Source organism: Allobosea sp. RIT-PG3_2 (genome assembly GCF_057321085.1).
Map to the genome: position 1 here is coordinate 1 of NZ_JBXWCA010000004.1, position 24,288 is coordinate 24,288.

General features: G+C 65.4%; 23 protein-coding genes. 21 read left to right on the forward strand and 2 right to left on the reverse strand.

The window, feature by feature from the left end; translation table 11 throughout:
- A partial coding sequence (locus AC2FAN_RS13295; RefSeq protein WP_485174594.1) for a hypothetical protein occupies positions 1-205 on the reverse strand: 205 nt, incomplete at its 3' end.
- 260 nt (positions 206-465) lie between these two features.
- Between AC2FAN_RS13295 and AC2FAN_RS13300 the strand changes: the two genes are divergently transcribed.
- The 5 genes from AC2FAN_RS13300 to fabI all read left to right on the forward strand — a co-directional run bounded on the left by AC2FAN_RS13300 (position 466) and on the right by fabI (position 6,164).
- Positions 466-744, forward strand: coding sequence for a SpoIIAA family protein (locus AC2FAN_RS13300; protein WP_265050855.1), 279 nt, complete (start codon positions 466-468; stop codon positions 742-744).
- A 254-nt stretch (positions 745-998) separates the two neighbouring features.
- Entirely contained in the window at positions 999-3,203 is a 2,205-nt protein-coding gene (locus tag AC2FAN_RS13305) for a DUF3141 domain-containing protein (protein WP_485174596.1), read from the forward strand.
- 2 nt (positions 3,204-3,205) lie between these two features.
- Positions 3,206-4,180, forward strand: a complete 975-nt coding sequence (locus tag AC2FAN_RS13310) for a phosphate acetyltransferase (RefSeq protein WP_476807382.1) — start codon at positions 3,206-3,208, stop codon at positions 4,178-4,180.
- Between the two features lie 4 nt (positions 4,181-4,184).
- Positions 4,185-5,366, forward strand: a complete 1,182-nt coding sequence (locus tag AC2FAN_RS13315; protein WP_265050852.1) for an acetate/propionate family kinase — start codon at positions 4,185-4,187, stop codon at positions 5,364-5,366.
- A 12-nt stretch (positions 5,367-5,378) separates the two neighbouring features.
- On the forward strand, positions 5,379-6,164 hold the full coding sequence (fabI, locus tag AC2FAN_RS13320; RefSeq protein ID WP_265050851.1) for an enoyl-ACP reductase FabI: 786 nt from the start codon (positions 5,379-5,381) through the stop codon (positions 6,162-6,164).
- A gap of 37 nt (positions 6,165-6,201) precedes the next feature.
- On the opposite strand, the gene AC2FAN_RS13325 is transcribed toward fabI, so the two are convergent.
- Positions 6,202-7,047, reverse strand: a complete 846-nt coding sequence (locus AC2FAN_RS13325; protein ID WP_485174599.1) for a universal stress protein — start codon at positions 7,045-7,047, stop codon at positions 6,202-6,204.
- Positions 7,048-7,711: 664 nt separating this feature from the next.
- On the opposite strand from AC2FAN_RS13325, the gene AC2FAN_RS13330 reads away from it, so the two are divergent.
- The 16 genes from AC2FAN_RS13330 (at position 7,712) to AC2FAN_RS13405 (ending at position 24,195) form a co-directional block, all read left to right on the forward strand.
- The gene (locus AC2FAN_RS13330) at positions 7,712-9,454 is read left to right on the forward strand and encodes a DUF3300 domain-containing protein (protein WP_485174601.1); all 1,743 of its coding nucleotides are present in this window, start codon (positions 7,712-7,714) and stop codon (positions 9,452-9,454) included.
- Positions 9,451-10,389 (forward strand): DUF2950 domain-containing protein, encoded by a 939-nt coding sequence (locus AC2FAN_RS13335; RefSeq protein WP_485174602.1) that lies wholly within the window; start codon positions 9,451-9,453, stop codon positions 10,387-10,389. The genes AC2FAN_RS13330 and AC2FAN_RS13335 overlap by 4 nt, the downstream gene beginning before the upstream one ends.
- Positions 10,390-10,687: 298 nt before the next feature.
- Complete coding sequence (locus AC2FAN_RS13340) at positions 10,688-11,344, forward strand: TetR/AcrR family transcriptional regulator (RefSeq protein ID WP_265050847.1); 657 nt, start codon at positions 10,688-10,690, stop codon at positions 11,342-11,344.
- Positions 11,341-12,105 (forward strand): ABC transporter ATP-binding protein, encoded by a 765-nt coding sequence (locus tag AC2FAN_RS13345; protein WP_485174605.1) that lies wholly within the window; start codon positions 11,341-11,343, stop codon positions 12,103-12,105. The genes AC2FAN_RS13340 and AC2FAN_RS13345 overlap by 4 nt, the downstream gene beginning before the upstream one ends.
- Positions 12,102-12,824 (forward strand): ABC transporter ATP-binding protein, encoded by a 723-nt coding sequence (locus tag AC2FAN_RS13350; protein WP_485174606.1) that lies wholly within the window; start codon positions 12,102-12,104, stop codon positions 12,822-12,824. The genes AC2FAN_RS13345 and AC2FAN_RS13350 overlap by 4 nt, the downstream gene beginning before the upstream one ends.
- Before the next feature lie 47 nt (positions 12,825-12,871).
- Positions 12,872-14,077, forward strand: coding sequence for an ABC transporter substrate-binding protein (locus AC2FAN_RS13355; protein ID WP_485174608.1), 1,206 nt, complete (start codon positions 12,872-12,874; stop codon positions 14,075-14,077).
- Positions 14,074-14,937 carry a branched-chain amino acid ABC transporter permease gene (locus tag AC2FAN_RS13360; RefSeq protein WP_485174610.1) on the forward strand — a complete coding sequence of 288 codons (864 nt, stop codon included), beginning with the start codon at positions 14,074-14,076 and terminating at the stop codon, positions 14,935-14,937. Before AC2FAN_RS13355 ends, AC2FAN_RS13360 begins: the two co-directional genes overlap by 4 nt.
- A complete protein-coding gene (locus AC2FAN_RS13365; protein WP_485174612.1) occupies positions 14,937-15,848 on the forward strand; it encodes a branched-chain amino acid ABC transporter permease in 912 nt (303 codons plus the stop codon). Before AC2FAN_RS13360 ends, AC2FAN_RS13365 begins: the two co-directional genes overlap by 1 nt.
- A gap of 15 nt (positions 15,849-15,863) precedes the next feature.
- Positions 15,864-16,352: a GAF domain-containing protein gene (locus AC2FAN_RS13370; RefSeq protein ID WP_485174614.1), complete on the forward strand. Its 489-nt coding sequence runs from the start codon at positions 15,864-15,866 to the stop codon at positions 16,350-16,352.
- Positions 16,353-16,388: 36 nt separating this feature from the next.
- Positions 16,389-17,624, forward strand: a complete 1,236-nt coding sequence (locus tag AC2FAN_RS13375) for a metal-dependent hydrolase family protein (protein ID WP_485174616.1) — start codon at positions 16,389-16,391, stop codon at positions 17,622-17,624.
- Positions 17,625-17,790: 166 nt separating this feature from the next.
- A complete protein-coding gene (locus AC2FAN_RS13380) occupies positions 17,791-19,026 on the forward strand; it encodes a metal-dependent hydrolase family protein (RefSeq protein WP_485174618.1) in 1,236 nt (411 codons plus the stop codon).
- A 140-nt stretch (positions 19,027-19,166) separates the two neighbouring features.
- Positions 19,167-19,982, forward strand: coding sequence for an ABC transporter permease (locus tag AC2FAN_RS13385; protein ID WP_265050838.1), 816 nt, complete (start codon positions 19,167-19,169; stop codon positions 19,980-19,982).
- Entirely contained in the window at positions 19,982-21,040 is a 1,059-nt protein-coding gene (locus AC2FAN_RS13390) for an ABC transporter ATP-binding protein (RefSeq protein WP_485174620.1), read from the forward strand. The genes AC2FAN_RS13385 and AC2FAN_RS13390 overlap by 1 nt, the downstream gene beginning before the upstream one ends.
- 40 nt (positions 21,041-21,080) lie before the next feature.
- On the forward strand, positions 21,081-22,130 hold the full coding sequence (locus AC2FAN_RS13395) for an ABC transporter substrate-binding protein (protein ID WP_265050836.1): 1,050 nt from the start codon (positions 21,081-21,083) through the stop codon (positions 22,128-22,130).
- Positions 22,131-22,329: 199 nt separating this feature from the next.
- Positions 22,330-23,202, forward strand: coding sequence for an ABC transporter permease (locus AC2FAN_RS13400; RefSeq protein ID WP_485174623.1), 873 nt, complete (start codon positions 22,330-22,332; stop codon positions 23,200-23,202).
- Positions 23,203-23,502: 300 nt separating this feature from the next.
- Positions 23,503-24,195 carry a L,D-transpeptidase family protein gene (locus tag AC2FAN_RS13405; protein WP_485174625.1) on the forward strand — a complete coding sequence of 231 codons (693 nt, stop codon included), beginning with the start codon at positions 23,503-23,505 and terminating at the stop codon, positions 24,193-24,195.
- The last annotated feature ends 93 nt before the right edge of the window (positions 24,196-24,288 follow it).

Consider the following 24,288-nt stretch of genomic DNA (forward strand, 5'->3'; position numbering starts at 1 on the left):
TCGCCAAACGCCGATCTTCGGTATCCAAAGCCGCCCTCCCAGGGCGGCTTTTTTGTTGCCCGCACCCCGCCGCCAGATCGATCATGCTCGCGATCTCGCTGATCAGCTCGATCTCGTAGCTGCACTCGATACGATCGATAACGACAGCCTCGATCAGCGATCGAAGAATGCCCAGCGCTTCCGTGCGTGTCTCGTCAGCCGCCAATGACTCTCGGAGGGTGTCGAATTTCCGACGGTGCAGCCGGCATATCGCGAGACAGCCTTGAGATGAGTGGCCAGCTTCGCGGCGTCGGCGCGGAGCATGCCCGACCATTTTTAATTTCATTGGCCTCCAACGTCACCAGCCATTCGCCGTTGCGCGGGACAAGCTGGCGGCTAAGCTCGAGGCTTGCGAGGTTGCCACGTCTGATCGGCATGTGGGCCAAGAAGTAGCGGATCCGGCCAAAAGGGACGCTCAATGGCCTGATGGTCGATGCGCCTTCATTTCCAGGCTGGGAAGGCATCGGAGCGCTCATCTCCCATCTGGAGTTCGCGAGGGGCCACCATCGCACAATCGAGCGCGTTGCGGTTGTTTCAGACGGTGAAGTTTTGAAGCTCGTTCCCCACATTGCGAAGCACTTCGTGGCGGACGAGATCAGGCTGTTTCCAGCAAACGAGAAAGCGCTCGCGCTGGCCTGGTTGGAGGCAAGCTCGACCAGGGGGCTTGGCAGGCGGTCGATGACCTCCGTGAGCGATGCGGCTTGACGGCTCTTTGTTCATGGCAAGCTGTCCCTAGGGACAATACGCTGAAACCGCCCGATGTGGTGGTGTGGGCGTCGTACGCAGTGGACATGCCCGATAGAGGCAGCACCACGCCGTCGGGGAAACGCGCGCTGGGCTACGAATGAACAGCGACGCGGCGTTGGGCCATGCTCAAGCATCGTGTTTGATGGATCGCAGTATCCCCCGTGGCGACGTCGAAGCCCTTTCAAGCGTGAAGCAGCCCCCGGAGTGCGGCCATGGCCAAAGACCCCGCTGACGCCTTCGCCGACGCGCTCTCCTATGCGACCGACGCTTCGCAGCGTCTCGTATTGTTCCTGGATGCCTTGAGACAGCGCGGCCTCCAGTATGAGGAGCATCTGGCGCAGCTCGCTCCCCATGTCCTCGACTATGACACCGAGTTGGTCTGCGACGGACGCAGCCTGCCCCGGCCCGTCAACTACGTCGTGGTGCGGATCGCTCCTCCTCCAGGCATGGTCGTCGACAAGGTCAAGCGCCCCTTCGTCATCGTCGATCCACGCGCGGGCCACGGACCGGGCATCGGCGGGTTCAAGGCCGACAGCGAGATCGGCGTCGCGATGAGGGCCGGGCATCCCTGCTACTTCGTCGGTTTCCTGCCTGACGCTGTTCCGGGGCAGACGATAGAAGACGTCGCGCTCGCCGAGGCGGTATTTCTCGAAGCGGTCATTGCGCGGCATCCGGAGGCCGACGGCAAACCATGTGTGGTCGGTAACTGCCAGGCGGGCTGGGCCGTCATGATCCTGGCCGCGCTGAGGCCGGAACTCTTCGGCCCCATCATCCTGGCCGGCTCGCCCCTGTCGTACTGGGCGGGTGTGAAAGGCCAGAACCCGATGCGATACGCCGGCGGCCTGCTGGGCGGGAGCTGGTTGACCGCCCTCACCAGCGATCTCGGTGCGGGTACCTTCGACGGCGCATGGCTCGTCCAGAACTTCGAGAGCCAGAACCCGGCCAATACGCTCTGGAGCAAGCAGTACAACCTGTATTCCAAGATCGACACGGAGGTGGAACGCTATCTCGGCTTCGAAAAGTGGTGGGGCGGCCACGTCACCCTGAATGCCGAGGAAATCCAGTTCATCGTCGACGAGCTCTTCATCGGTAACCGGCTGGCCTGCGGCGAAATCAGAACCTCCGACGGCACGGCCATCGACCTCCGCAACATCCGCTCGCCGATCGTCGTCTTCTGCTCGAAGGGCGACAATATCACTCCGCCTCAGCAGGCGCTCGACTGGATCCTCGATCTCTACGGCAGCGTCGACGAGATCCGTTCCTATGGGCAGACGATCGTCTACGCCATCCACGACAAGATCGGACATCTCGGTATCTTCGTGTCGGCCGGGGTCGCCCGGAAGGAGCATGACGAGTTCGCGTCCAACATCGACTTCATCGACGTCCTGCCGCCGGGTCTCTACGAAGCGATCTTCGAACCGAAGACCGGAACCGAGGCCAACCCGGATCTGGTGAGCGGCGAATGGGTGATGCGCTGCGAAGCGCGAACCCTCGACGACATCCGAGCGCTCGGGGGGAACGAGCTTGAGGACGAGCGCCGCTTCGCCACCGTCGCCCGCGTATCGGAGATAAATCTCTCGCTCTACCGCGCGCTGGTTCAGCCCTGGATCCAGATGAACGCCAATCCTGCCGTTGCCGGGGCAATGCGGGCGATGCACCCGCTGCGCCTGCAATATGAGATATTCGGCTCGCGGAACCCGTTTTTTTCCTGGCTCGACGTAGCGGCTCCCAAGATGCGCCAGGAGCGCCAGCAGGTTGCAGACGACAACGTCTTCCTCAAGGCACAGGAAGCCGCCTCGGCCCAGATCGTCGGCGCTCTCGACAATTGGCGCCAGATCGTGGAGCGGATATCTGAGCAGACCTTCCGTACCGTCTATGGCTCGCCGCTGCTCCAATCGGCGGCGGGCATCGACACGCATTCGCAACGCCGACCTCGAGACGCCCCCAAGAGCAAGTTGCACGCCGAGCTCCTCGCGAAGCGTATCGAGGAACTACGCGCGAGCATGGCATCCGGTGACATGCTCAACGCTTGCGTACGGGCGCTTCTCTATGTCGGCATGGCGCGGGAAAGCGCGGACGAACGCAGTTTCGAAGCGATCCGGCGATTGCGCAGGCAGGGCCAGCATCTCCGCCGCCTGACATTGAGCGAATTCAAAGCGCTGACGCGCGAACAGTTCTTCATGCTGCTGATCGATCAGGCCGAGGCGTTGCGGACACTGCCCGGCCTGTTGCCCCCTGATCACGAGGGCCGAACCGCTGCATTCAAGCTTATTGAGCAAGTGGCGACGGCGCGAGGTTCACTTTCGGGGGAGGCTGCAGACCGGCTCGAAGAGATCCGACGTCTTTTCGAGGTTGCTTCACCGATGGGTTCGAATCCTCCCGGCAAGCTGCACGTCGCCACCCGACAGAGGGCCTAGGCATGCGCGTCGACGACAGCACTTTGGATGCGGACACCGCGAAACCGGGCTCCAAATACGACAGGCTGATTGCGGCGGCGCGCAGCGACACGCCGGCGCTGACGGTCGTCGCCCACCCCTGCGACGCCACCTCCCTTCGAGGTGCGCTGGAAGCGCGCGACGAGGGTCTTATAGTGCCAATTCTGGTGGGGCCGCGGCCAAGAATCCTTGAAGTCGCCGAGGCCGAGGGGCTGGATCTCGATGGTATCGAGATCGTCGACGCGCCGCACAGTCACGCCTCAGCGGCCGAAGCCGTCAAGCTCATCCGGGAAGGGCGCGGCGAGCTGCTGATGAAGGGCAGCCTTCATACCGACGAGCTGATGCGGGAGGTTGCAGCCTCGGCCACCGGTCTGCGCACGGAGAGGCGCATCAGCCATGTCTTTATCATGGACGTGCCCGGCCATGCCGAGACGCTCTTCATCACCGACGCGGCGATCAATATCTTCCCCGATGTCGACGCAAAGCGCGATATCGTTCAGAACGCGGTCGATCTTTGGACCGGGATCGGCCTCGGCGTGCCGCGCGTCGCGATCCTGTCGGCCGTCGAAACCGTGACGACCAAGATCCCTTCCACAATGGAGGCCGCGGCGCTGTGCAAGATGGCCGATCGCGGCCAGATCACGGGCGCATTGGTCGACGGCCCGCTTGCCTTCGACAATGCCATTTCCCCGGAAGCCGCCAGCATCAAGGGCATCAAATCGCCGGTGGCCGGGCGCGCGCAGATCCTCGTCGTTCCCGATCTCGAGGCCGGCAACATGCTGGCCAAGAATCTGACCTTTCTCTCCCATGCCGATGCGGCCGGAATCGTCCTGGGCGCGCGCGTGCCGATCATTCTGACATCGCGGGCCGATACGGTCCGCACGCGATTGGCATCATGCGCCGTCGCCGCACTCTATGCCGTCGCCCGGCGGGGAGTCGCCTCCGTGGCGGCGGTCTGAGCCCATGGATGCGATCCTTGTGGTGAACGCCGGCTCGTCGAGCCTCAAATTCCAGATCTTCACGGTCTCCCAGGCGACGCTGACACGCCAGGTGCGGGGGCAGCTCGACGGCATCGGCCAGCGGCCACGCCTGCGCGCGTCCGATGCCGGGGGCATGCCTCTGATCGATCTGATCCTGCAGCGCGAGGAGGTGCCAGATCTTCCTGCGGCGATCGACAAGACCCGAACGTGGCTGCGCAGCCTGGAGGGGTACAGCCTCCTGGCGATCGGTCACCGTGTCGTGCACGGGGGACCCGACTACTCTGCTCCGACCATCATCGATCACGCGCTCCTCGACAAGCTCGCGACCTATGCCGAGCTGGCGCCGCTGCACCAGCCCAACAATCTGTTGCCGATCCGGCTCGCGATGGACATCAATCCGGACGTGCCGCAGATCGCCTGCTTCGACACCGCCTTCCATCGCAACCATCCGGATCTGGCCGATTTCTATGCTTTGCCCCTGGCGCTTCACCGCGAGGGAATCAGGCGCTACGGCTTCCACGGGCTGTCATACGAGTATATCGCCGGGCGCCTCCGCGAGATCATTCCGCAGCTTGCCGTCGGGCGGATCATTATCGCTCATCTGGGCAGCGGCGCCTCGATGTGCGCCTTGCTGGACGGGCGCAGCGTCGAGAGCACGATGGGGTTCACCGCGCTCGACGGGCTGCCGATGGGAACGCGTCCGGGGCAGCTCGACCCCGGTGTCGTGCTGCACCTGATCATGCAGAAGGGGATGGCGGCCGAGGCCGTTTCGAAACTGCTTTACCATGAAGCCGGACTCAAGGGATTGTCCGGCATCTCCAACGATATGCGCGATCTGCTCGCAAGCGAGGATCCGCGCGCCGCTTTCGCGATCGACCACTTCGTCTATCGCTGCGCTCTCAACATCGGCTCGCTGACAGCGGCGCTGGGCGGGCTCGATGCCTTCGTTTTCACAGCGGGCATCGGAGAAAATGCGCCCGAGCTGCGGGAACGCATCGTCAGCCGCATGGCGTGGCTGGGAGCAGAGCTCGATCCGGAGGCCAACCGAGCCGGTTCATCGCTGATCTCGACGCCCGCCAGCCGTATCGGGGTCTACGTCGTTCCGACCGATGAGGAACTGATGATCGCCGGCCATACCTTGAGACTGATCACTGCCACCCATTGAGTCGAGGCCGTCATGACCATTCCAACCGCGAAAGCAAAGCTGCTCGAGGGAAAGCGGGGCCTGATCGTCGGGATCGCCAATGAGAGCTCCATCGCCTGGGGTTGCGCCCGGGCCTTCCGTGCATTCGGAGCCGAACTGGCCGTGACCTATCTCAACGAGAAGGCGCGCCCCCATGTCGAACCACTTGCCCGGCAGTTGGAAGCTCCCATCGTCCTGCCGCTGGACGTGGCCGTGCCGGGGCAGATCGAGGCGGTCTTCGAACAGATCGCCGAAAGCTGGGGCGAGCTCGACTTCGTGGTCCATTCCATCGCCTTCGCGCCGCGCGATACGCTGGCCGGCCGGGTCACCGATGCCCCGCTCGACGGCTTCCTGAAAACGATGGAGATTTCCTGCTGGTCGTTCCTCCGCATGGCGCAGTTGGCGGAGCCGCTCATGAAGAATGGCGGCACGCTCTTCACCATGACCTATTACGGCTCGCAGATGGTCGTGGAGAACTACAATATCATGGGCGTGGCCAAGGCAGCCCTTGAATCCGCCGTCCGCTACATGGCCGCCGAACTGGGCCCGAAGGGAATTCGCGTGCACGCGATTTCGCCCGGCCCGCTGGCTACACGCGCCGCTTCCGGCATCCCCGAATTCGACACCCTGCTGGAAAAGGCCAAGCGAAAGTCGCCGGCCCGCGAGCTCGTTTCCATCGACGATGTCGGCGCCGCGACCGCATTTCTTGCGCATGACGCCGCCCGGCTCATGACCGGTCAGGTTCTCTATATCGACGGGGGTTATCACATTATCGATTGAGTTGGCGCAGGCAGCGCCACATTGCGCGCATGGCCGCTCAATGAGCCAAAAATAGAGGCACCGGGGTGTTTTGAAGTAGCGAGCTTGTCACGCCGCCTAGAATGGCCTGGCGGAACCGCGAGTGAACGAAGGCGCCCATGATGATCAACTCGGTCGCGCTATCACGAACGTGCTGTCGCAGAGCCTCGGCGACGTCGCCGCCGGCCGCATCGAGCCTCACGAACTCGCTCTTCACGCGATGGCGCTCGAGAAAGCTGATCAAGCCGCTGGCGGGGGCTGCGCGGCTCAGATCTTTTTCTCCGGAGACGACTACGACCGAGACGGATTGTGCACTCTGTAACAGCGGCATCGCATCGCCGACGGCGCGGGCTGAACGGGCGCTGCCATCCCAAGCGATAGCAAGCCGCTGCGGCGCAGGATTGCCTCCCAGCTTCGGCACGACGATTACCGGTCGTCCACTATTGAACAGCGCCTCCTCGACCGCATAGCGGTTGCTTTCGAAAAGATCGTTGTTCCCATCGAGAACAGCCACATCATGGAGACGTGACTGTTGGTTGAAGCGCTCAGTCAGATCGTCGAGGGCGAGATCGGGCAGGTCAAACACACAGCTCAGGCCGGCTTCGTCGACAATAGCGCGAGCCGCTGCGGCACACGTCTCGACCAAGGCTCGCCGGCGCTTGTTCTCCTCCGCGACGATTCCGGCGGCGAAACCGCCGATCGGGCTGTAAGGCAAGGATGCACGCGGGACGAAGGCCTGGAAGGTCAGGCTCGATCCGAAACGACGTGCGAGGCCGACGCCAAAGCGCACGGCGGAGGTTGCCCCGCCATCGCCATCGTCGGTTGGCACCAGGCAGACCAGGATGCTTTTGAACTCTTGCGCCATCTGCCTCGCCTCCGGCCGTGATATCGACGTTCCGATCCCGTATGTCCGGCGTCCGCATCGCGCCTGTCTGCCGTCCGGTCCGGGCAAGCCTGCAGCAGAACCGAATTGTGCGAAGTCCTGTTGGCCTGGATAATGTAGTCAGATGCGAGCAGGCCCCTTAACAAGGTGCCGTGCAAGCCCGTGGTGCGGCAGACCAGCGTCATGCGGGTGGGCTCCGGCAATTCATCCCCCACATGCCGCGTAAATGGTCGTCTCAGCGCGTGTCGCGATCAAGAGGATCGACGAAGCCGCTGCTCCCGTATCCTTTCGGCACCATCCCGCCGGCGCCGGCGACCCTGAAATATTTCGAGATGATGGGATGCGTGGCGACCTCGCGCCGGTTGTCGAGCGCGACATCGGTGGCGTTGATCTCGACGGCTTTATCGGAGGGATTTCATCACAAGCCGGGTCGGCAACGTATTGTCCTTGAGAACAGGTTCGCGCGAGCCACTTTCGTCTAAAATCGGAGGTCGGAAGGCCAATCCGGGCCGGGCAAATTGATCATGTATTCGAGCAGAAGCCTTCCGCGCGCTGCAGGCAGCGCAGCAAAATGGTTACGCCAGAAAGTGAGGGGGTTTTGCGCCGGAGCGCCCATCGCCCCGGACGTCTTTGTCGGGAGAATGCCATGCCTGTCCGGATCCTGCTGGCCTGCATCATCGCGGGCGGCCTTACCTCCCAGACATTCGCGCAGACGCCGCAGGTTCAGCCACCCGGGCAACCGCAGCCATCGGCAGGCACTCCCGTCCAAGCCGACCAACTCCTGAACAAGGCGCAACTCGACGCGCTCGTTGCGCCGATCGCGCTCTATCCGGATACGCTGCTGGCGCAGGTTCTGATGGCCTCGACCTATCCGCTCGAAGTCGTGCAGGCGGATCGTTGGCTCGCCACGAACAACAAGCTCAAGGGTGACGCCCTGAAGGTGGAGGCCGAAAAGCAGGCCTGGGACGTCAGCGTCAAGTCGCTCGTCGCCACGCCTTCGGTGCTGGAGATGATGAGCAAGAATCTCGACTGGACGCAAAAGCTCGGCGACGCGGTGCTGGCCCAGCAGCCCGACGTGATGGACGGCGTCCAGCGGATGCGGACGCGAGCCTATGACAACAAGAAGCTGTCCTCGGGCCCCCAGCAGGTGGTTGCGGTCCGGCAGGAGAGCGGGCGGCAGACGATCGCGATCGAGCCGGCCGTGGCCGACACCGTCTACGTGCCCTATTACGATCCAGGCGTGGTCTACGGCGCCTGGCCCGAACCCGCTTACCCGCCCTATTACTTCCCCTACACCGGCTATGTCGCCGCCGGCGTCGTGGCGACGGGTCTCGCTTTCGGAGCCGGCTATGCGCTCGGGCGCTGGAACAACGGCAATTACTGGGGCGGCAACGTCAACTGGAACAACAACAACATCAATATCAACCGCGACCGGGTAACGCATTGGCAGCACAACCCGCAGCATCGCCATGGCGTGCAGTATCGCAACAACGCGGTCCAGCAGCGTTTCGCGGGCAACAACAATATCCGGGCCGGGGCGGATGGACGGATGGATTTCCGCGGACGCGGCGGGGACCAGGTGCTGCGCCCCGAAGGCGGCCGCGGCGGGGCGGGAGCAGGTGCCCGCCCGGAACAAAGGCCGGGCGACCGCCCCGGCGCGGGCGCCAGGCCCGACCGCCCGGGCGGCGACCGCGCGCGGCCCGATGGTGGACGCGGCGGTCAGCCACGGGCGGCGACGCAGCAGCGGCGGCCGGAAGCCGGACGCGGCGGTCAGGCCCGGGCGTCCCAGCAGGCCCGGCGTCCGTCCAGCGGCGCGAACCGCGCCGCGGCATCGCGCGAGAGCGCATACAGGATGCAATCCGGTCGCAGCGCTAACCTTCAGTCGCAACGCGGGCATGCGAGCATGGGCGCCCGTCCGGGAGGAGGCCGCGCGATGCATGCCGGCGGCCCCGGGATGCGCGGCGGCTATGGCGGTGGAGGAGGCCGGGTCGGCGGCGGCGGCTTCGGAGGTGGCGGCGGCCGGGTTGGCGGAGGCGGAGGCCGCGGTGGAGGCGGCGGCGGACGTCGCTCCGATATCCAGCTCAAGCATGACATCATGTTGATCGGCCGGCTGGATAACGGCCTGGGTTTCTACCGCTTCGCCTATAACGGCTCGCAGCAAAGCTATGTCGGTGTGATCGCGCAGGAGGTCCAAGGCGTCGCGCCCTGGGCGGTGCGTCGCGGCTCGGATGGCTATCTGAGGGTCGATTACCGTCAACTGGGCGTGCCGTTCCAGACTTTTGAACAGTGGAAATCGTCGGGCGCGCGGGTTCCGGCCGGAGGCCAAGGCCACCGGGAAGGATCGCCGGCTCCCGCCCATGTCTCGCATGTCGAGGATGCAAGGCCATGACCATCGCATCGCCAATGGAGCGATCAGTATTTCGCCTGATCTGCGCGGCCGCATTCGGCATTCTCGCGGCGGCGACGGCCGCGAAAGCGCAGGAGCCCTTCAAGACGCCGTCGGATGCTGCGACGGCGCTGATCGAGGCGGCGCGCGGAAACGAGGAAAAGCGCTTGCGCGCCGTTCTCGGAATTGTCGGGCGGGATAGCCTGCATTCCGGGGACGACGTCGCCGATGCAGCGGATCGCAAGCGCTTCCTCGAAGCTTATGACAGCCGGCATTCGATCAACGAGCGGGGCGACAAGGCGACGCTGCTCGTCGGTCCGGATGATTTTCCCTTCCCGATCCCGATCGTGCGCCGGGGCGAGGGCTGGAAGTTCGATGGCGTATCCGGCCGCGACGAGATCCTCGCCAGGCGCATCGGTCGCAACGAGCTCGCGGCGATCCAGGCGAGCCTTGCATTCTTCGACGCGCAGCAGGAATACGCCGCCAAGGACCGAACCGGTCAGGGCGCGGGCGTCTATGCGCAGAGGATCGTCAGCCGGCCGGGCGCCAAGGATGGCCTCTACTGGAACAGCGCCGCTGGAGAGGAGCCGAGTCCCCTGGGCGAACTCGCCGCTGAAGCTGCGGCGGAAGGCTATAAGGCGGGTGAGACGCGCCGGCCCTTCCACGGCTACTACTACAAGGTCCTGAAGCGCCAGGGGTCCTCGGCGCCGGGCGGCGCGATCGACTATGTCGCCGGCGGCAAGATGCTCGGCGGCTTTGCCCTGCTGGCGTATCCGGCCGAGTATGGCCGCTCCGGTGTAACGAGTTTCATGCTCAATCACGCCGGGACGGTCTATCAGAAGGACCTTGGCTCCGGCACCAACCGCATCGCGGCGCGTATGCAGAGCTTCAATCCAGACAAGGGCTGGGAGAAGGTCTCAACGAACCGAGCAGATTAGCAGGACAGCCTGGAGCGCTCTCCAGGGAACATTCTCTGCCTGGCCCAATGGTTGTTCCCTGAAGATCGTTTCGATTGATCCCGGCATGGAGCCAGGCGCCTCCATCGCCTCGGCCCCAATGCACCGCCCTCAAAAAGGGCCGGGGCGCTCTGACTCGCCGCGGCTGCAACCGCCCGTTGTTCTTTCACGCGCAATGCGCCGCCCCGTGAAAGCAGGCGCATACAGATTCGATAAAAACAGGCTTGACTGTTTGTAAATGAAAGCACAACCTCCCCGCGATCCCGGCAGCGAGGTTGGCGTGAGCGAAACCGGCAAGAGACGATCGCAGAAGGAGCGCAGCGCCGAGACCTCGACGCGTCTCATGGCTGCGACCATCGACCTGCTTCACGACCGAGGCCTCTCCCGCACCACCACCCCGGAGATCGCCCTGCATGCGGGTGTCTCCCGCGGCGCGCTGACCCATCATTTCGCCGGCCGCGAGGCAATCATCAGCGCCTCCGTTGCCGACCTGCTGAGCAAGGCGGCCCGCGACCTGCACCGCTTCGCCGAGGACTTCATGGAGCGGGGCGGCTCCAGCGACGAGATCGTCGACTACATCTGGCGGATGATGGACGACCGGCTCTTCTACGTGACGATGGAGTATCTGCCGGAGGCCCGCCACAATCCCGATTTCCGCGCGGAGCTCATCCCGACCGTCCGCGAATTCCATGCCGGCCTCGACGCGGTCTGGACAGCGCTCGCGACCCGCGCCGGTACCGACCCCGACCATACCCGGATCGTGATGAACGCCACCATGTGTCTCGTGCGCGGCATGATCAGCCAGACCGTGCTGCGTCCCAACGACCCCGTCTACTACGAGAGCATGCTGAACTTCTGGAAGCAGCAGGTGCGCCAGCATTTCCCGATCAAGCCCGCAATCGTCGCCGCCAAAGCGCGCAAGGCTGCCACGGCATGACGGCTGCCCTGACCATCGAGGGCCTGAAGCTCGGCTTCTACGGCGTTCAGGTGCTGCGCGGCGTCGATTTCGCGGTGCCGCAAGGCTCCTTCACCGGGTTGATCGGGCCGAATGGCGCCGGCAAATCGACTCTGTTCAACGCCGTGTCGGGCCTTTACCGGCCGAGCGCAGGCTCTGTCCGGCTGGGCCAGACCGAGACGGCCGGCCTGCCGCCGGAGAAACTCGTTGCGGCAGGGCTGGTGCGCTCCTTCCAGCTCGCCCGCGGCTTTCCCAAGCTCAGCGTCTTCCAGCACCTGATGCTCTACGGCGCGGACCAGCCCGGCGAGCATCTGCTGGCGGCGCTGCTCGGCACTGGCCGTGCTCGCAGGCGGGAGGCGGAACTGGCCGAACGCGCCTTCGAGATCGCCCGGCGGCTCAAGCTCGACCATGTGCTCGACAATCCCGTCACCGCGCTTTCCGGCGGCCAGAAGAAGCTCGTCGAGATCGGCCGTGCCCTGATGGCCGCGCCCAAGCTTCTCCTGCTCGACGAGCCGATGGCCGGCGTGAATCCAAGCCTGACCGAACAGATCGCCGAGCACCTCGTCGCGCTCAACCGCAACGGGCTGACCATCTGCCTGATCGAGCACGACATGGGGCTGATCCGGAAGCTCTGCGCGCCCGTCATCGTCATGGCCGAGGGACGAACGCTGACGCAGGGCAGCTTCGAGGAGGTCGCCTCCGACAGCCGCGTGCAGGAAGCCTATCTCGGGAGGCGGCATTGAGCCCGGCACCCGGAGACTTGCTCACCGTCGACGGCATCGTCGCCGGCTACGGCGCGGCCGAACAGATCCTGAAGGGCGCATCGCTCAAGGTTGCTCCCGGCGAGATCGTCTCCATCATCGGTCCCAACGGGGCCGGCAAGTCGACGCTGCTCAAGGCCATCGCCGGCCTCGTCCCGGCGCGCGAAGGGGCGATCCGCCTCAACGGCGCTGACGTCACCCGCGCGAATGCGCTCGGCCGGGCGCGCGCCGGCATCGGCTTCGTGCCGCAGGAGCGCAACGTCTTCGGCGCGATGACGGTCGCCGAGAACCTGGAGATCAGCGGCTTCCAGGAGCCGGGCAAGGTCGGCAAGCGCAGCGAGGAGCTATATGCGCGCTATCCGATGCTGACGGAGAAGCGCAAGGCGCTGGCGCGCACGCTCTCGGGCGGCCAGCGCCAGATCCTCGCCATGGCGATGGGGCTGATGAACGCGCCCTCGCTGCTGCTGCTCGACGAGCCGACGGCCGGCCTGTCGCCAAGGGCGGCCGATGAATTGTTCGACGCGATCGTCAAGCTCAACCAGGGTGGGCTGCCGATCCTGATGGTCGAACAGCACGCGCTCGAGGCGCTCGAAATCTCGACGCGCGGCTATGTGCTGGTTTCCGGCCGCAACAGCCGCGAGGGCGCCGGGCCGGCGCTCGCCAACGATCCGGATATCCGCCGGCTTTTCCTCGGCGGCTAGGACGGAACCACGCCGTAACAATCAAGCAAAACAAGCAGGGGACCATCATGACGCCGTTCGCAACTGATCGCCGCAGGCTCCTGACCGGAGCCGCCGCCCTCGCCAGCCTCTCGGCCCTGTCCGGTCGCGCCCTCGCGCAGGGCGCCCCGATCAGGATCGGCACGCTGACGCCGCTCACCGGCTCCGGTGGCCCCTACGGCCCGGTCATGGTCAAGGCGGTCAAGGCCGTGATCGACGAGGTCAATGCGGCCGGCGGCGTGCTCGGCCGCAAGGTCGAGCTGGTTTCCGAAGACGACCAGACCAATCCGGAAGCCGGCGTGCGCGCCGCCCGCAAGCTGATCGACGTCGACAAGGTCTCGGCCATCCTTGGCACCTGGGCCTCTTCGGTGACGACCGCCGTCGCGCCGCTGTGCTGGGAATCGAAGACCTTCCTGGCGACGGTCTCCGGCGCGGATTCGATCACGCTGCTGCCGCATCAGGGCTATCTGGTCCGCACCCAGCCCAATACGACACTGCAGGGCAAGAAGTTCGGCGAGTTCTGCATCGACCAGAAGGCCAAGCGGGTCTTCTTCCTCTCGCCGCAGACGCCCTTCGCCAAGAGCCAGTTCGACAACATCACCGCCGCCGTCAAGGCGGCCGGCGGGGAGACCGGCTCGCTGATCTATGACGACAAGAAGCCGGCGTACCGCACCGAGATCGACGAGGCGCTGCGCTTCAAGCCGGACGCCATCATCTTCAGCGGCTACACCCCCGACACCGCCGTGATGCTTAAGGACATCTATCGCGCCGGCTTCTCGGGGCTGAAGGTCGCCTTCGCCTATTCGGTCAACCAGAAGCTGGTCGAGAGCGTGCCGGCCGAGGTGGTCGACAAGACCTTCACCATCGCGCCATCGCCGGCCGAGGGCTCCAAGGCCTATGAGCGGCTGGTGAAGATGATCGGCGTCGCCTCGCCCGATCCCTACACCACCCAGATCTACGACCAGATCAATCTCGTGCTGATGGCGATCGCGCTTGCGGGCGAGGCGTCAGGTCCTGCGATCAAGGACGCGATCCGCAAGGTCAGCCAGGCTCCCGGCGGGGTGAAAGTCGACAATGCGGTCGACGGCCTCAAGGCGATCGCCGCCAAGCAGCCGGTCGACTATGACGGCGCCAGCGGCCCCTGCGACTTCACCGAGACCGGCGACATCAGCGACTGCCGGTTCCGCTACGAACAGGTGCAATCAGGCAAGCTCGCGCTGGTGAAGATCGCGTGACCCAGCTTCTCCAGGCGCTCATCAACGGGGTGATGACGGGGACGCTGATCGCTGTCCCGGCCATCGGCTTCTCCGCCATCTTCGCGGTGTTGCGCTATCCGAACTTCGCCATTGCCGCTTACGCCACGATCGGCGCCTTCGCCGCCTGGTGGGCCAATGCGCAGATGGGGCTGCCGGTGGTGGCCGCGCTCGTCGTCGCCTTCGTGGTGACGGGTGCGGTCGGCGTCGTCGCCGAGGAGACTGCGCTCAAGCGCCTGCGCGACAACGGCGCGCTGATTGTCGCCATCGCCTCGATCGCGCTCAATCTCGTGCTCGAGAACATCGTGCGCTTCATCTTCGGCAACGATATGCGGGGCTACGATCTGCCGATCGCGCGCGACATGCGCTTCGGCGAATTGCGCATCGGTCCGCAGCAGCTCCAGAGCCTCCTGCTAGCGGTGCTGATCATGGCCGCGATGTTCGCCTTCCTGCGCTACACCCGCTTCGGCAAGGCGATGCGGGCCGTCGCCGACAATCCCGACCTCGCACGGCTCAAGGGCATCGATCCGGCTCGGATCGCGATCGTCACCATCTTCCTCGGCGCGGGGCTGACCGGGATGGGCGGCGTCCTGATCGGATTGGACACCTCGATCGACCCGCTGACCGGCTATCGCGTGCTCCTATCCGTCTTTGCCGCCTCCGTCCTCGGCGGGCTCGGCTCGATCCCCGGCGCCGTCCTCGGTGCGCTGATGCTCGGCGTTGCCGAGGAGCTCGCGCTGCTGGCCGTTCCCGCGACCTACCGCACCGCCGTCGGCTTCGTCGCCATCCTGCTGATGCTGACCTTCCGCCCGCGCGGCATCCTCGGTGAAAGGGCCGCCTGATGCTGTCCTATCTGATCTTCACCCTGACGCTCTGCGGCATCTATGGGCTTCTGGCGCTCAGCCTCAACCTGATCTGGGGCGGGGCCGGCCTCGTCAATCTCGGCCTCGCCGGCTTCTTCGCTGTCGGTGCCTATGCCTCGGCGCTCGCGACCGGCGCCGGTGCGCCCGTCCTGATCGGTTGGGGAGCGGCACTCGTCGTCGGCGCAGCGGTCGGGCTCATCGTCACCTTCGCGACGCTTAGGCTACGCGACGACTATCTCGCCATCGTCACGCTCGGCTTCGCCGAAGTGATCCGCCTTGTCGCGCTGAACGAACGCTGGCTGACCAATGGCTCGGACGGCATCTCCGGCATCAAGGCGCCGCTGAAGGCGGAGCTCGGCACGCAGAATTTCGCTTTCTTCTATCTCGGGGTGGTCACGCTGGTGCTGATCGTCGTCTGGGCGCTGCTGCGCCGGCTCGACCGCTCCCCCTATGGCCGCGCCATGAAGGCCATCCGCGAGGATCAGCAGCTCGCCGCCTTCGCCGGCAAGACCGTATTGCGCTTCAAGCTCCAGGCGTTCGCACTCTCGGCGGCGATCGCGGCGCTGGCAGGTGCGCTCTACGCGCATTTCCAATCCTATATCTCGCCCGATCACTTCCAGCCGCTGATCACGATCTACATCTTCCTCGCCGTCACGGCCGGCGGCGTCGGCCGCCCGAGCGGGGCGGTGCTCGGCGCCTATGGCGTCGTGATCTTCCTGGAGGCGACGCGCTTCCTCACCGAGTGGGTGCCCGGGCTGCAGCCGGTCCAGCTTGCCGCCACGCGCGAGATGCTGATCGGCCTGGCGCTCATCCTCGTCCTGCACCTCAAGCCGCAGGGCATCCTGCCCGAACGAATTCCGAAGGCGCCGGTCCCGCCGGCTGCCGCCTGAAACCGAAGGCCCGCCATGTCAGACGATCTCGCCATCCTCGCCGCATTGCTCAAGGAGCCGGGCCAGCCCGAGGCTGCCTTCAAGGCTTTCGAGGACATCGCCAGGCGGCTCGTCGGGCATGAGCTCTTGACCCTGCTCTATGTCGACGGGCAGGAGGTCGCGCGCATGTATTCCAACCGCCCGGACGAGTATCCGGTCTCCGGCCGCAAGACGATGGGCCCGACGCCCTGGGGCAAGCATGTGCTGGACGGCCGCCAGCCCTATCTCGGCAAGGACAAGGCCGGTATCCGCTGGGCCTTCTTCGATCATGAATTGATCGAGAGCATGGGGCTGGGCTCCGTCATCAACATCCCCGCGATCTACGATGGCAAGGTCGTCGGCACGATCAACCTGCTCGCTCCCGAACATCACTACCGCGAGGAGCATGTCGCGCCGGTCGAGCGGCTGGCGCCCATGCTGGTGCCGGCCTTCCTCGCCGCTCGCGCCGCCAACAAGGCCGCCTGATTCCATCCTCCTGAGCCTGCCCGAAGGAACATGCCCGTGGCTTCCACCCTCTTCACGAATGCCCGCATCGTCGACGGCTCCGCGCCGGAGGCAGGCGCGCCCGTCAGCGTCCTCGTCGAGGGCGGCACCATCCGCGAGGTCGGCAAGGCCGTGACCTCGGCCAAGGCCAAGGTCGTCGACCTCAAGGGCAAGACCTTGATGCCCGGCCTGATCGACGCCCATGTCCATGTCGTCGCCGGCGTCGCCGATCTCGGTGCGAATGCCCGCCTGCCGGATTCGCTCGTCACCGCCCGCTCCTTCGGCATTATGCGGGCGATGCTGATGCGCGGCTTCACCACGGTGCGCGATGTCGGCGGCGCCGATTTCGGCCTGAAGCAGGCGACGGAGGAAGGCCATTTCCCGACGCCGCGCCTCGTCATCTCCGGCAAGGCGCTGAGCCAGACCGGCGGCCATGCCGATTTCCGCGGCCGCTACGACGACCGCCCGAGCGTGATCGAGCGCCATCGGCTGGGCGCGCTCGGCCGCATCTGCGACGGCGTCGACCAGGTCCGCCGCGCCGCGCGTGAGGAGCTGAAGGGCGGCGCCGACTTCATCAAGATCATGGCCAATGGCGGCTGCGCCTCCCCGACCGACCCGATCCACTTCCTCGGCTTCTCCGTCAGCGAGCTCGAGGCCGTGGTCGAGGAAGCGCGGATGGCCGGCACCTATGTCTCGGCGCATGTCTATACGGACGACGCGATCCGCCGCTGCGTCGAGGCCGGCGTGCATTCGCTCGAGCATTGCAACCTGATCCAGGCCGAGACGGCGAAGCTCGCCGCCAGCAAGGGGGCCGTCGCCGTGCCGACGCTGGTGACCTACGACAAGCTGGTCTCGGACGGGCCGAAGCTCGGCTTCCCGCCGGATTCGGTTGCCAAGGTGGATGTCGTCCGCTCGGCCGGGATGGAGTCGCTCGCGATCATGAAGAAGGCGGGCCTCGCCATGGCCTATGGCAGCGACCTGCTCGGCGAGATGCACAAGTACCAGTCGGAGGAGTTCGTGATCCGCGGCCGCGCCCTGCCGGCGCATGAGGTCATCGCCTCGGCGACCCATGTCGCGGCGAAGCTGCTGCGGCTCGAGGGGCAGATCGGCACGGTCGCGCCCGGCGCCCATGCCGACCTGATCGTCGTCGATGGCGACCCGCTGAAGGACCTCTCGCTGCTGACCCGCCAGGGCAAGCACATGCCGCTGATCATGAAGAGTGGCGTCTTCCTCAAGCGCACGAGCCTGAATTGAGCCTGTCGTTCCATTCCTCGACGAGGCTGCTCTCCATGTTCCCCGACTTGTCGGAGCTGAAATTGTCGCCGGCTGGCGGGTTCGGCATGGACAAGCGGAAACACTCTTCTCACGATGGCAGGAGGCGCGGAAGAATTGTTCCACGCCGAGCTGGGAGGCATTGCCGATGACCATGCTGCATCTCAGGAACTTCGCCCTTCTGGAGCCGGAATTCGGCGAGCTGCGCCGAGGCTATGAACTGCTGATCGAAGGGGAGACGATCCGGGAACTCTCCGACAAGCCGCTGAAGATCGAAAAGGCCGCGGTACTGGACTGCGGGGGTCGCACGCTGATGCCCGGCCTGATCGACTCCCACGTCCATGTCTTCCTGTCGGAGGTCTATATCCGCCTGCTGGAATCCGTTCCGCTGACGCTGATGACGGCCCGCGCGGTCAGGCTGATGAAGGGCATGCTCGATCGCGGCTTTACCAGCGTCCGCGATACGGGCGGGGCCGATTGGGGCATCAAGGAGGCCGTCGAGAAGGGCGATGTCGCCGGTCCCCGCCTGTTCATCGCCGGCCAGGCGATCGGGCCGACGGGCGGCCACAGCGATCCGCGCCGGCGTACCGATTTCGGCGCGCGCTGCCATTGCTGCAACGCGATGGCCTATACGATGAACGTCTCGGACGGGGTTTCCTCGGTTCGCAAATCGGTGCGCGAGCAGATGCGGCTCGGCGCCGACCACATCAAGATCATGATGTCCGGCGGGGTCGCCTCGCCTTATGACCCGCTCGACTCGATGCAGTTCAGCGAGGACGAGGTGCGCACCGCGGTGGAGGAGGCGAAGGCCTTCGGCCGCTATGTCTGCGCCCATGCCTATACGCCCGAAGCGATCACGCGCGCGGCCAATTGCGGCGTCAGGGCGATCGAGCACGGCAATCTGATCGACGAGGCCAGTGCTGCGCTGATGGCCGAGAAGGACATGTTCCTGACGGCCAATCTGGTGGCGTATTATGCGATGAAGGAGCGTGCCGCCGATTTCGGCATGACAGGCGAGATGCTGGCCAAGAACGACCTCGTCATCGATGGCGGCCTGCGCTCCCTCGAGATCTGCAAGCGCGCCGGCGTGCCGGTGGCGTTCGGCAGCGATCTGCTCGGGCAGCTCCAGGTCGAGCAATCGCGGGAGTTCCTGCTGCGCCGGGAGGTGCTGTCGCCGATCGAGATCATTCGCTCCGCCACGACGATCGGCGCACAGCTCCTGCGCATGGAAGGCAAGCTTGGCACGCTTCGTGCCGGGGCCTTCGCCGACCTGATCCTGATCGACGGGGATCCGCTCAAGGACCTCGGCCTGTTTCAGGATCAGGGCCGCCATCTGGTGGCGATCATGAAGGGCGGCGTTTTTCACAAGAACACGCTGCACTGATCCGGATGCCGGCATGGCCGCTGCGGGCTTGAGGCGCGCGCGCAAACAGCGAGTTGGGGACGAAGGCGAATGAGCGACTGGGGCAGGGAAAGACGACGCCGGGCCGGGATTGCGGCCGGCCGCCGCCGCGGGAGGCGAGCATGAGCGCGTCCGGATCCAGCCTCGGGCGCTACGCTCTGAACGGCGCCGCCACACTCACCCTCGGCTTCATCCTGATGCCGTTGTTCTTCGTGACCTGGCTCGCCTTCTTTCGCCAGGAGATTCCCTCCTTTCCTCCCGAAGGCTATTCGCTGCGCTGGTTCGATGCGGCGATCGCCAACAAGTCGTTCCGGGAAGGCTTCGTGCTGAGCACGCAGGTCGCGGTGCTCTCGACCCTGATCGGGCTCCTGTTCGGGGTTCCGGCGAGCCTTGTGCTCGTCCGTCACCGCATCCCGCTCGGCCCCGGCATCAACACGCTGCTGCTTCTGCCGCTGGTGATGCCCGGCATCGTGCTGGGCACCTCGATCTACGTCTTCCAGATCGAGACGGAGATCGCGACAGGGTGGCCACTCCTCGGCTCGCTCGCCGGGTTGGTTGCGGCGCATTCACTGGTGGTGCTGCCTTGGGTGGTGCGGCTCGTCACCGCGAGCCTCGCCGGTTTCGACCGCAGCATCGAGGAGGCCGCCCAGAACCTTGGCGCCGGCCCCTGGACCACCTTCCGCCGGGTGACCCTCCCTGGTATCCGCCCCGGTATCGTCGCGGCGGCGCTGTTCGGCTTCGTGACCTCCTTCGGCAATCTGGAGATGAGCCTGTTCCTCGTCGGGCCGGGCCGGATCACCCTGCCGATCGCGATTCTCCAATATCTGGAATGGAAGATCGATCCGGCCGTCGCTGCGGCGTCGCTGATGCAGATCGTCCTGATCGCCGTGGCGATGATCGTCACCGACCGCTACGTCAAACTGAGCCGGGTCGTCTGATGGCACGCCTTTCGATCGATCATCTCAACAAACGCTATGGCGACCTCACCGTGGTGGACGACGTCACCATCGACGTCGCCGATGGCGAGTTCCTGGTCCTGCTCGGCCCGTCCGGCTGCGGCAAGACCACGACCCTGCGCATGATCGCCGGGTTCATGCCGCCTTCGGCGGGCTCGATTACGATCGGTGAGCGCAACGTGACTGGCTTGCCGCCGTGGAAGCGCAATTGCGGGCTGGTCTTCCAGAGCTACGCGCTCTTCCCGCATATGACAGTCGCCGAGAACGTCGCCTTCGGGCTGGAAATGCACAAGGTTTCGGCCGCCGAACGCACCCCGCGCGTCGCCGAGGCGCTGCGCCTCGTGCGCCTGACCGGCTTCGATACCCGGTACCCCCGGCAGCTTTCCGGCGGCCAGCAGCAGCGTGTGGCGCTGGCACGGGCGCTCGCCATGGAGCCGGACGTGCTTCTGCTCGACGAGCCGCTCTCCAATCTCGACGCCAAGCTCCGACAGGAGGTCCGGGTCGAGATCAGCGATCTCACCCGCAAGCTCGGCCTGACGACGATCATGGTGACGCATGATCAGGAAGAGGCGCTGACCATGGCCGATCGCCTCGTGGTCATGGAGAAGGGGCAGGTGCGCCAGATCGGCAGCCAACGCGAGCTCTACGAGAAGCCGGCCGACCGTTTCGTCGCGGGCTTCATCGGGCGCAGCGCCTTCCTGGAAGGGTCTGTCGCGGAGGCTGGCCGGTTCCGCAGCGCAGGAGGACTCGACATCGCCTGCATGGCCGCCGCCGTGCCGGGGCCGGCGACGCTTGCGCTCCGGCCCGAGCGGGTCGCGGTCGGCGCCGAGAGCGAAGCCCTGCCGAACGGCTTCCAGGCGCGCGTCGAGTACGTTTCCTATCTCGGCGCCTTGCTCGAGATCGATGTCGCGCTGTCGGAGCAGGACCGCATGCTTCTGCAGATCCCGAACCGCCGCGGCATGGTGGAGCCGAAGGCGGGCGACACCCTCACCATAGGCTGGGCCGCTGATGTCGGGCTCGTCTATCCGCGCGCGGTATGAGCCGCGCGTTTCCAGACATCCAATCAGGGGAGTCACAGAGATGACATTCACAATCGATCGCCGCAGCCTTCTGGCGGGTATGAGCCTGGCGGGCGGCCTTGCCGTATCGGGCCTGCCAGCACGGGCGCAATCCGGCGGCAGGGTCGTCGTCGGCACCTGGGGCGGCGACTATGCCCGCCTGCTGACCAAGAACATCGAAGACCCGCTGCTGAAGCCGAAGGGCGTCGAGGTGGTGCAGGACCAGGCCAGCGACGCGCCGCGCCGCGCCAAGATGATCGCGGAGAGGCGCCTGCCGCGCGGCACCGTCGATATTCACGGCCTCTCGGCTGCGAACATGTTCGAAATGAACGAGGCCGGCGTCGTCGAGCAGATCGACTATTCCAAGCTTCCGAACGCCAAAAGCCTGCTGCCGACCATGAAGTATCCGTATGGCGTCGGGCACATCTATTCGGGCAACGTCGTCATCTACAATCCGAAGATCATCAGCCCCGCGCCGACCGGCTTCAAGGACTGGCTTGACCCGAAATGGGGGTCGAAGATCGGCTTCATCGACATCCAATACCAGTCGATCATGATCGCCGCCTCGATGGCCGCCACCAACGGCGCCAGCATGAACGATCTCGACAAGGCCAAGGAGGTGCTGCTTGCGGTGAAGAAGGCCGGCGGGCGCGTCTATCCGACCAATGAGGCCTTCGCCCAGGCGATGAAGAACGAGGAGGTCGGCATCAGCGCGATCTGGAAGGCGCGCGTGGTGCAGTGGCAGAATGCCGGCATCCCCTGCGAGGCGATCGCGCCCATCGAGGGCATTCCGATCTACGTTTCGGGCTTCGTCATTCCGAAGAACGCTCCGAACAAGGACAACGCCTACGCCTACATGAACGCGATGCTCGAGAAGGCGCCGCAGGAGGCCTTCGCCGCCGATATGGGCTACAACGGCACCGTATCGGGGCTCGCGGTCCCTGCGGACCTGCAGAAGCGCATCGGCTTCACCCCTGAGGAGGAGAAGCGCCTCAAGGATCTCGACTACGCCTTCCTCGCCAAGAACGACGCGGCCATGAAGGAATGGTGGGACAAGGTCTTCAAGGCGTGAGGATGCGCCGCCTCGCCATTCCGATGCGAGCCGCAGGCCCGCAGCCGCTGACCATGATCGCTTCGGCATCCTGGACGGGCTCCGGGCGTCGGTCCGGCTCGCGCCTCGGGGAGGCAACGGCATTGCCTGGTTCCGTGTCGTGTTCAAGGGTTTGGGGGGCGCTCCGTAGGAGCGCCCCGGAAAGAACGGGGAGGCTGTCATGAGCGCCGCCGCGCCTGAGCCGGTCGCCGGCTCCCGGACGCATCTTGCCGGCCTGCTCGTCATCCCGGCGACGATCCTCGTCATGGTCGGCCTGATCGGGCCGATCGCGATCCTGTTCCGCTATTCGCTCAACCAGTTCATCCCGGGCCAGTTCATGGTCGACGGGCTGACGATCGAAAACTACGTCAAGTTCTTCACCGACCCGTATTATCTCAACGTGTTGCTGCGCACGGTGCGCGTCGCGGTGATCTGCACGCTGGCGTGCCTGATCCTCGGCTTTCCGCTGGCCTATGTGCTGGCGCGCACGCAAAGCCGCTTCAAGAACCTGCTGATCATCGCCGTGGTGCTGCCGCTCTTCGTCGGCAACGCGGTGCGGGCGGCCGGCTGGATGACTGCCTTCGGCAACAAGGGCGCCTTCAACGTCTCGCTGATGGGGCTCGGACTGATCGACCAGCCGATCGAGATCATGTTCACGGAGACCGCGGTGCTGATCGGCATCATTGCGGTCAACCTGCCCTTCATGGTGCTGACGTTGCAGAGCGTGATCGAAGGGATTCCGCGCAATGTCGAGGAGGCGGCGTTCAGCCTCGGTGCGGCGCCGGCCGCGATGGTGCGGCGCGTGCTCTGGCCGTTGGCCATGCCGGGCGTTCTCGCCGGCACGATCCTCACCTTCATCCTCGCCATGAATGCCTATGCGACGCCGGTCCTGCTCGGCGGGCCGAAATTCCAGATGATGGGGCCGCTGGTCTACGGGCAGTTCGCCCAGCAGAACAACTGGCCCTTCGGCGGGGCGATCTCCTTCATCCTGATGACGGCGACACTGCTGCTCACGGTCGTTGCCAATCTCGTCGTCCAGCGCCGCTATCGCTGAGGCCCGAAGACGGGGCGAGTCACGCGTTTCAGTGCCGATCTCGAATTCCACGCAGGCGATCCGATGAAGTCGACAGCAGCATGTGGGAATCCGCTCAATTGACGCGCGGTTCCGGTCCGAAGTGAGACTGCGAGACCGTGTGTACGGTAACGACTTTGGAGGACGGAAAATTCGTGCGGTGAAGACCCGAGCTTACCAATCGGGACGTGTGACTGCAGTCTCGGATCGGCAAAGACGTTCGACAGATTTATGCCGGAGTGCTATCTCGTCGGGCAACAGAGCATCGGAAACTCCAAAACCATGATCATGGACGGTGGTATGAACGAGATCGCATTGCTCGGGCGCCGGTCGGAGCTTCTCAACCGCCGGTCGTTTCTGGTCGGCTCAGCCGTTGGTATCGGCGCGCTGGGGCTGGGCGGCTGCGCGACCTCCGACGGGATGAGCTTCGCCGAGGCGCAGAGGGTCTACGGCCCGGTGCCCGAAGAGAAATTCCCGATCCCGGCGGTCGACGTCAGCAAGGTCGATCCGAAATATTTCCGCCGGACGGTCCGCTACGACTCCAAGGAAGCACCCGGCACGATCATCGTCGATCCCGGCAATTACTACGTCTACCGCATCGAGGGCGACGGAAACGCCACCCGCTATGGCGCCAATGTCGGCCGCGACGGCTTCCGCTGGAACGGCGACGCCTATGTCGGGCGCAAGTCCGAATGGGCGACCTGGACACCGCCCAGGGAGATGATCAAGCGCCAGCCCGAGGCGGCGAAATGGGCGCGCGGCATGCCCGGCGGGCTCGACAATCCGCTCGGCGCGCGCACGCTCCACCTTTACCAGAACGGCGCCTACACACTCTACACGATCTACGCCAGCAGCGATCCGGACTCGATCGGCTCCGGCGTCACGAGCGGCTGTGTCGGCCTGCTCAGCCAGGACATGATCGACCTGTATTCAAAGACGCCGGTCAAGACGAAGGTGGTCGTCCTGCCAGCCTAGGGCACGGTGTCGCCCGGTCCGGGCGTGCCGATGCGGGCAGCGCAACGAACGAGCCCGTTCGTGAAAGTCATGCGGCTGTCGGGCCGGAGACAG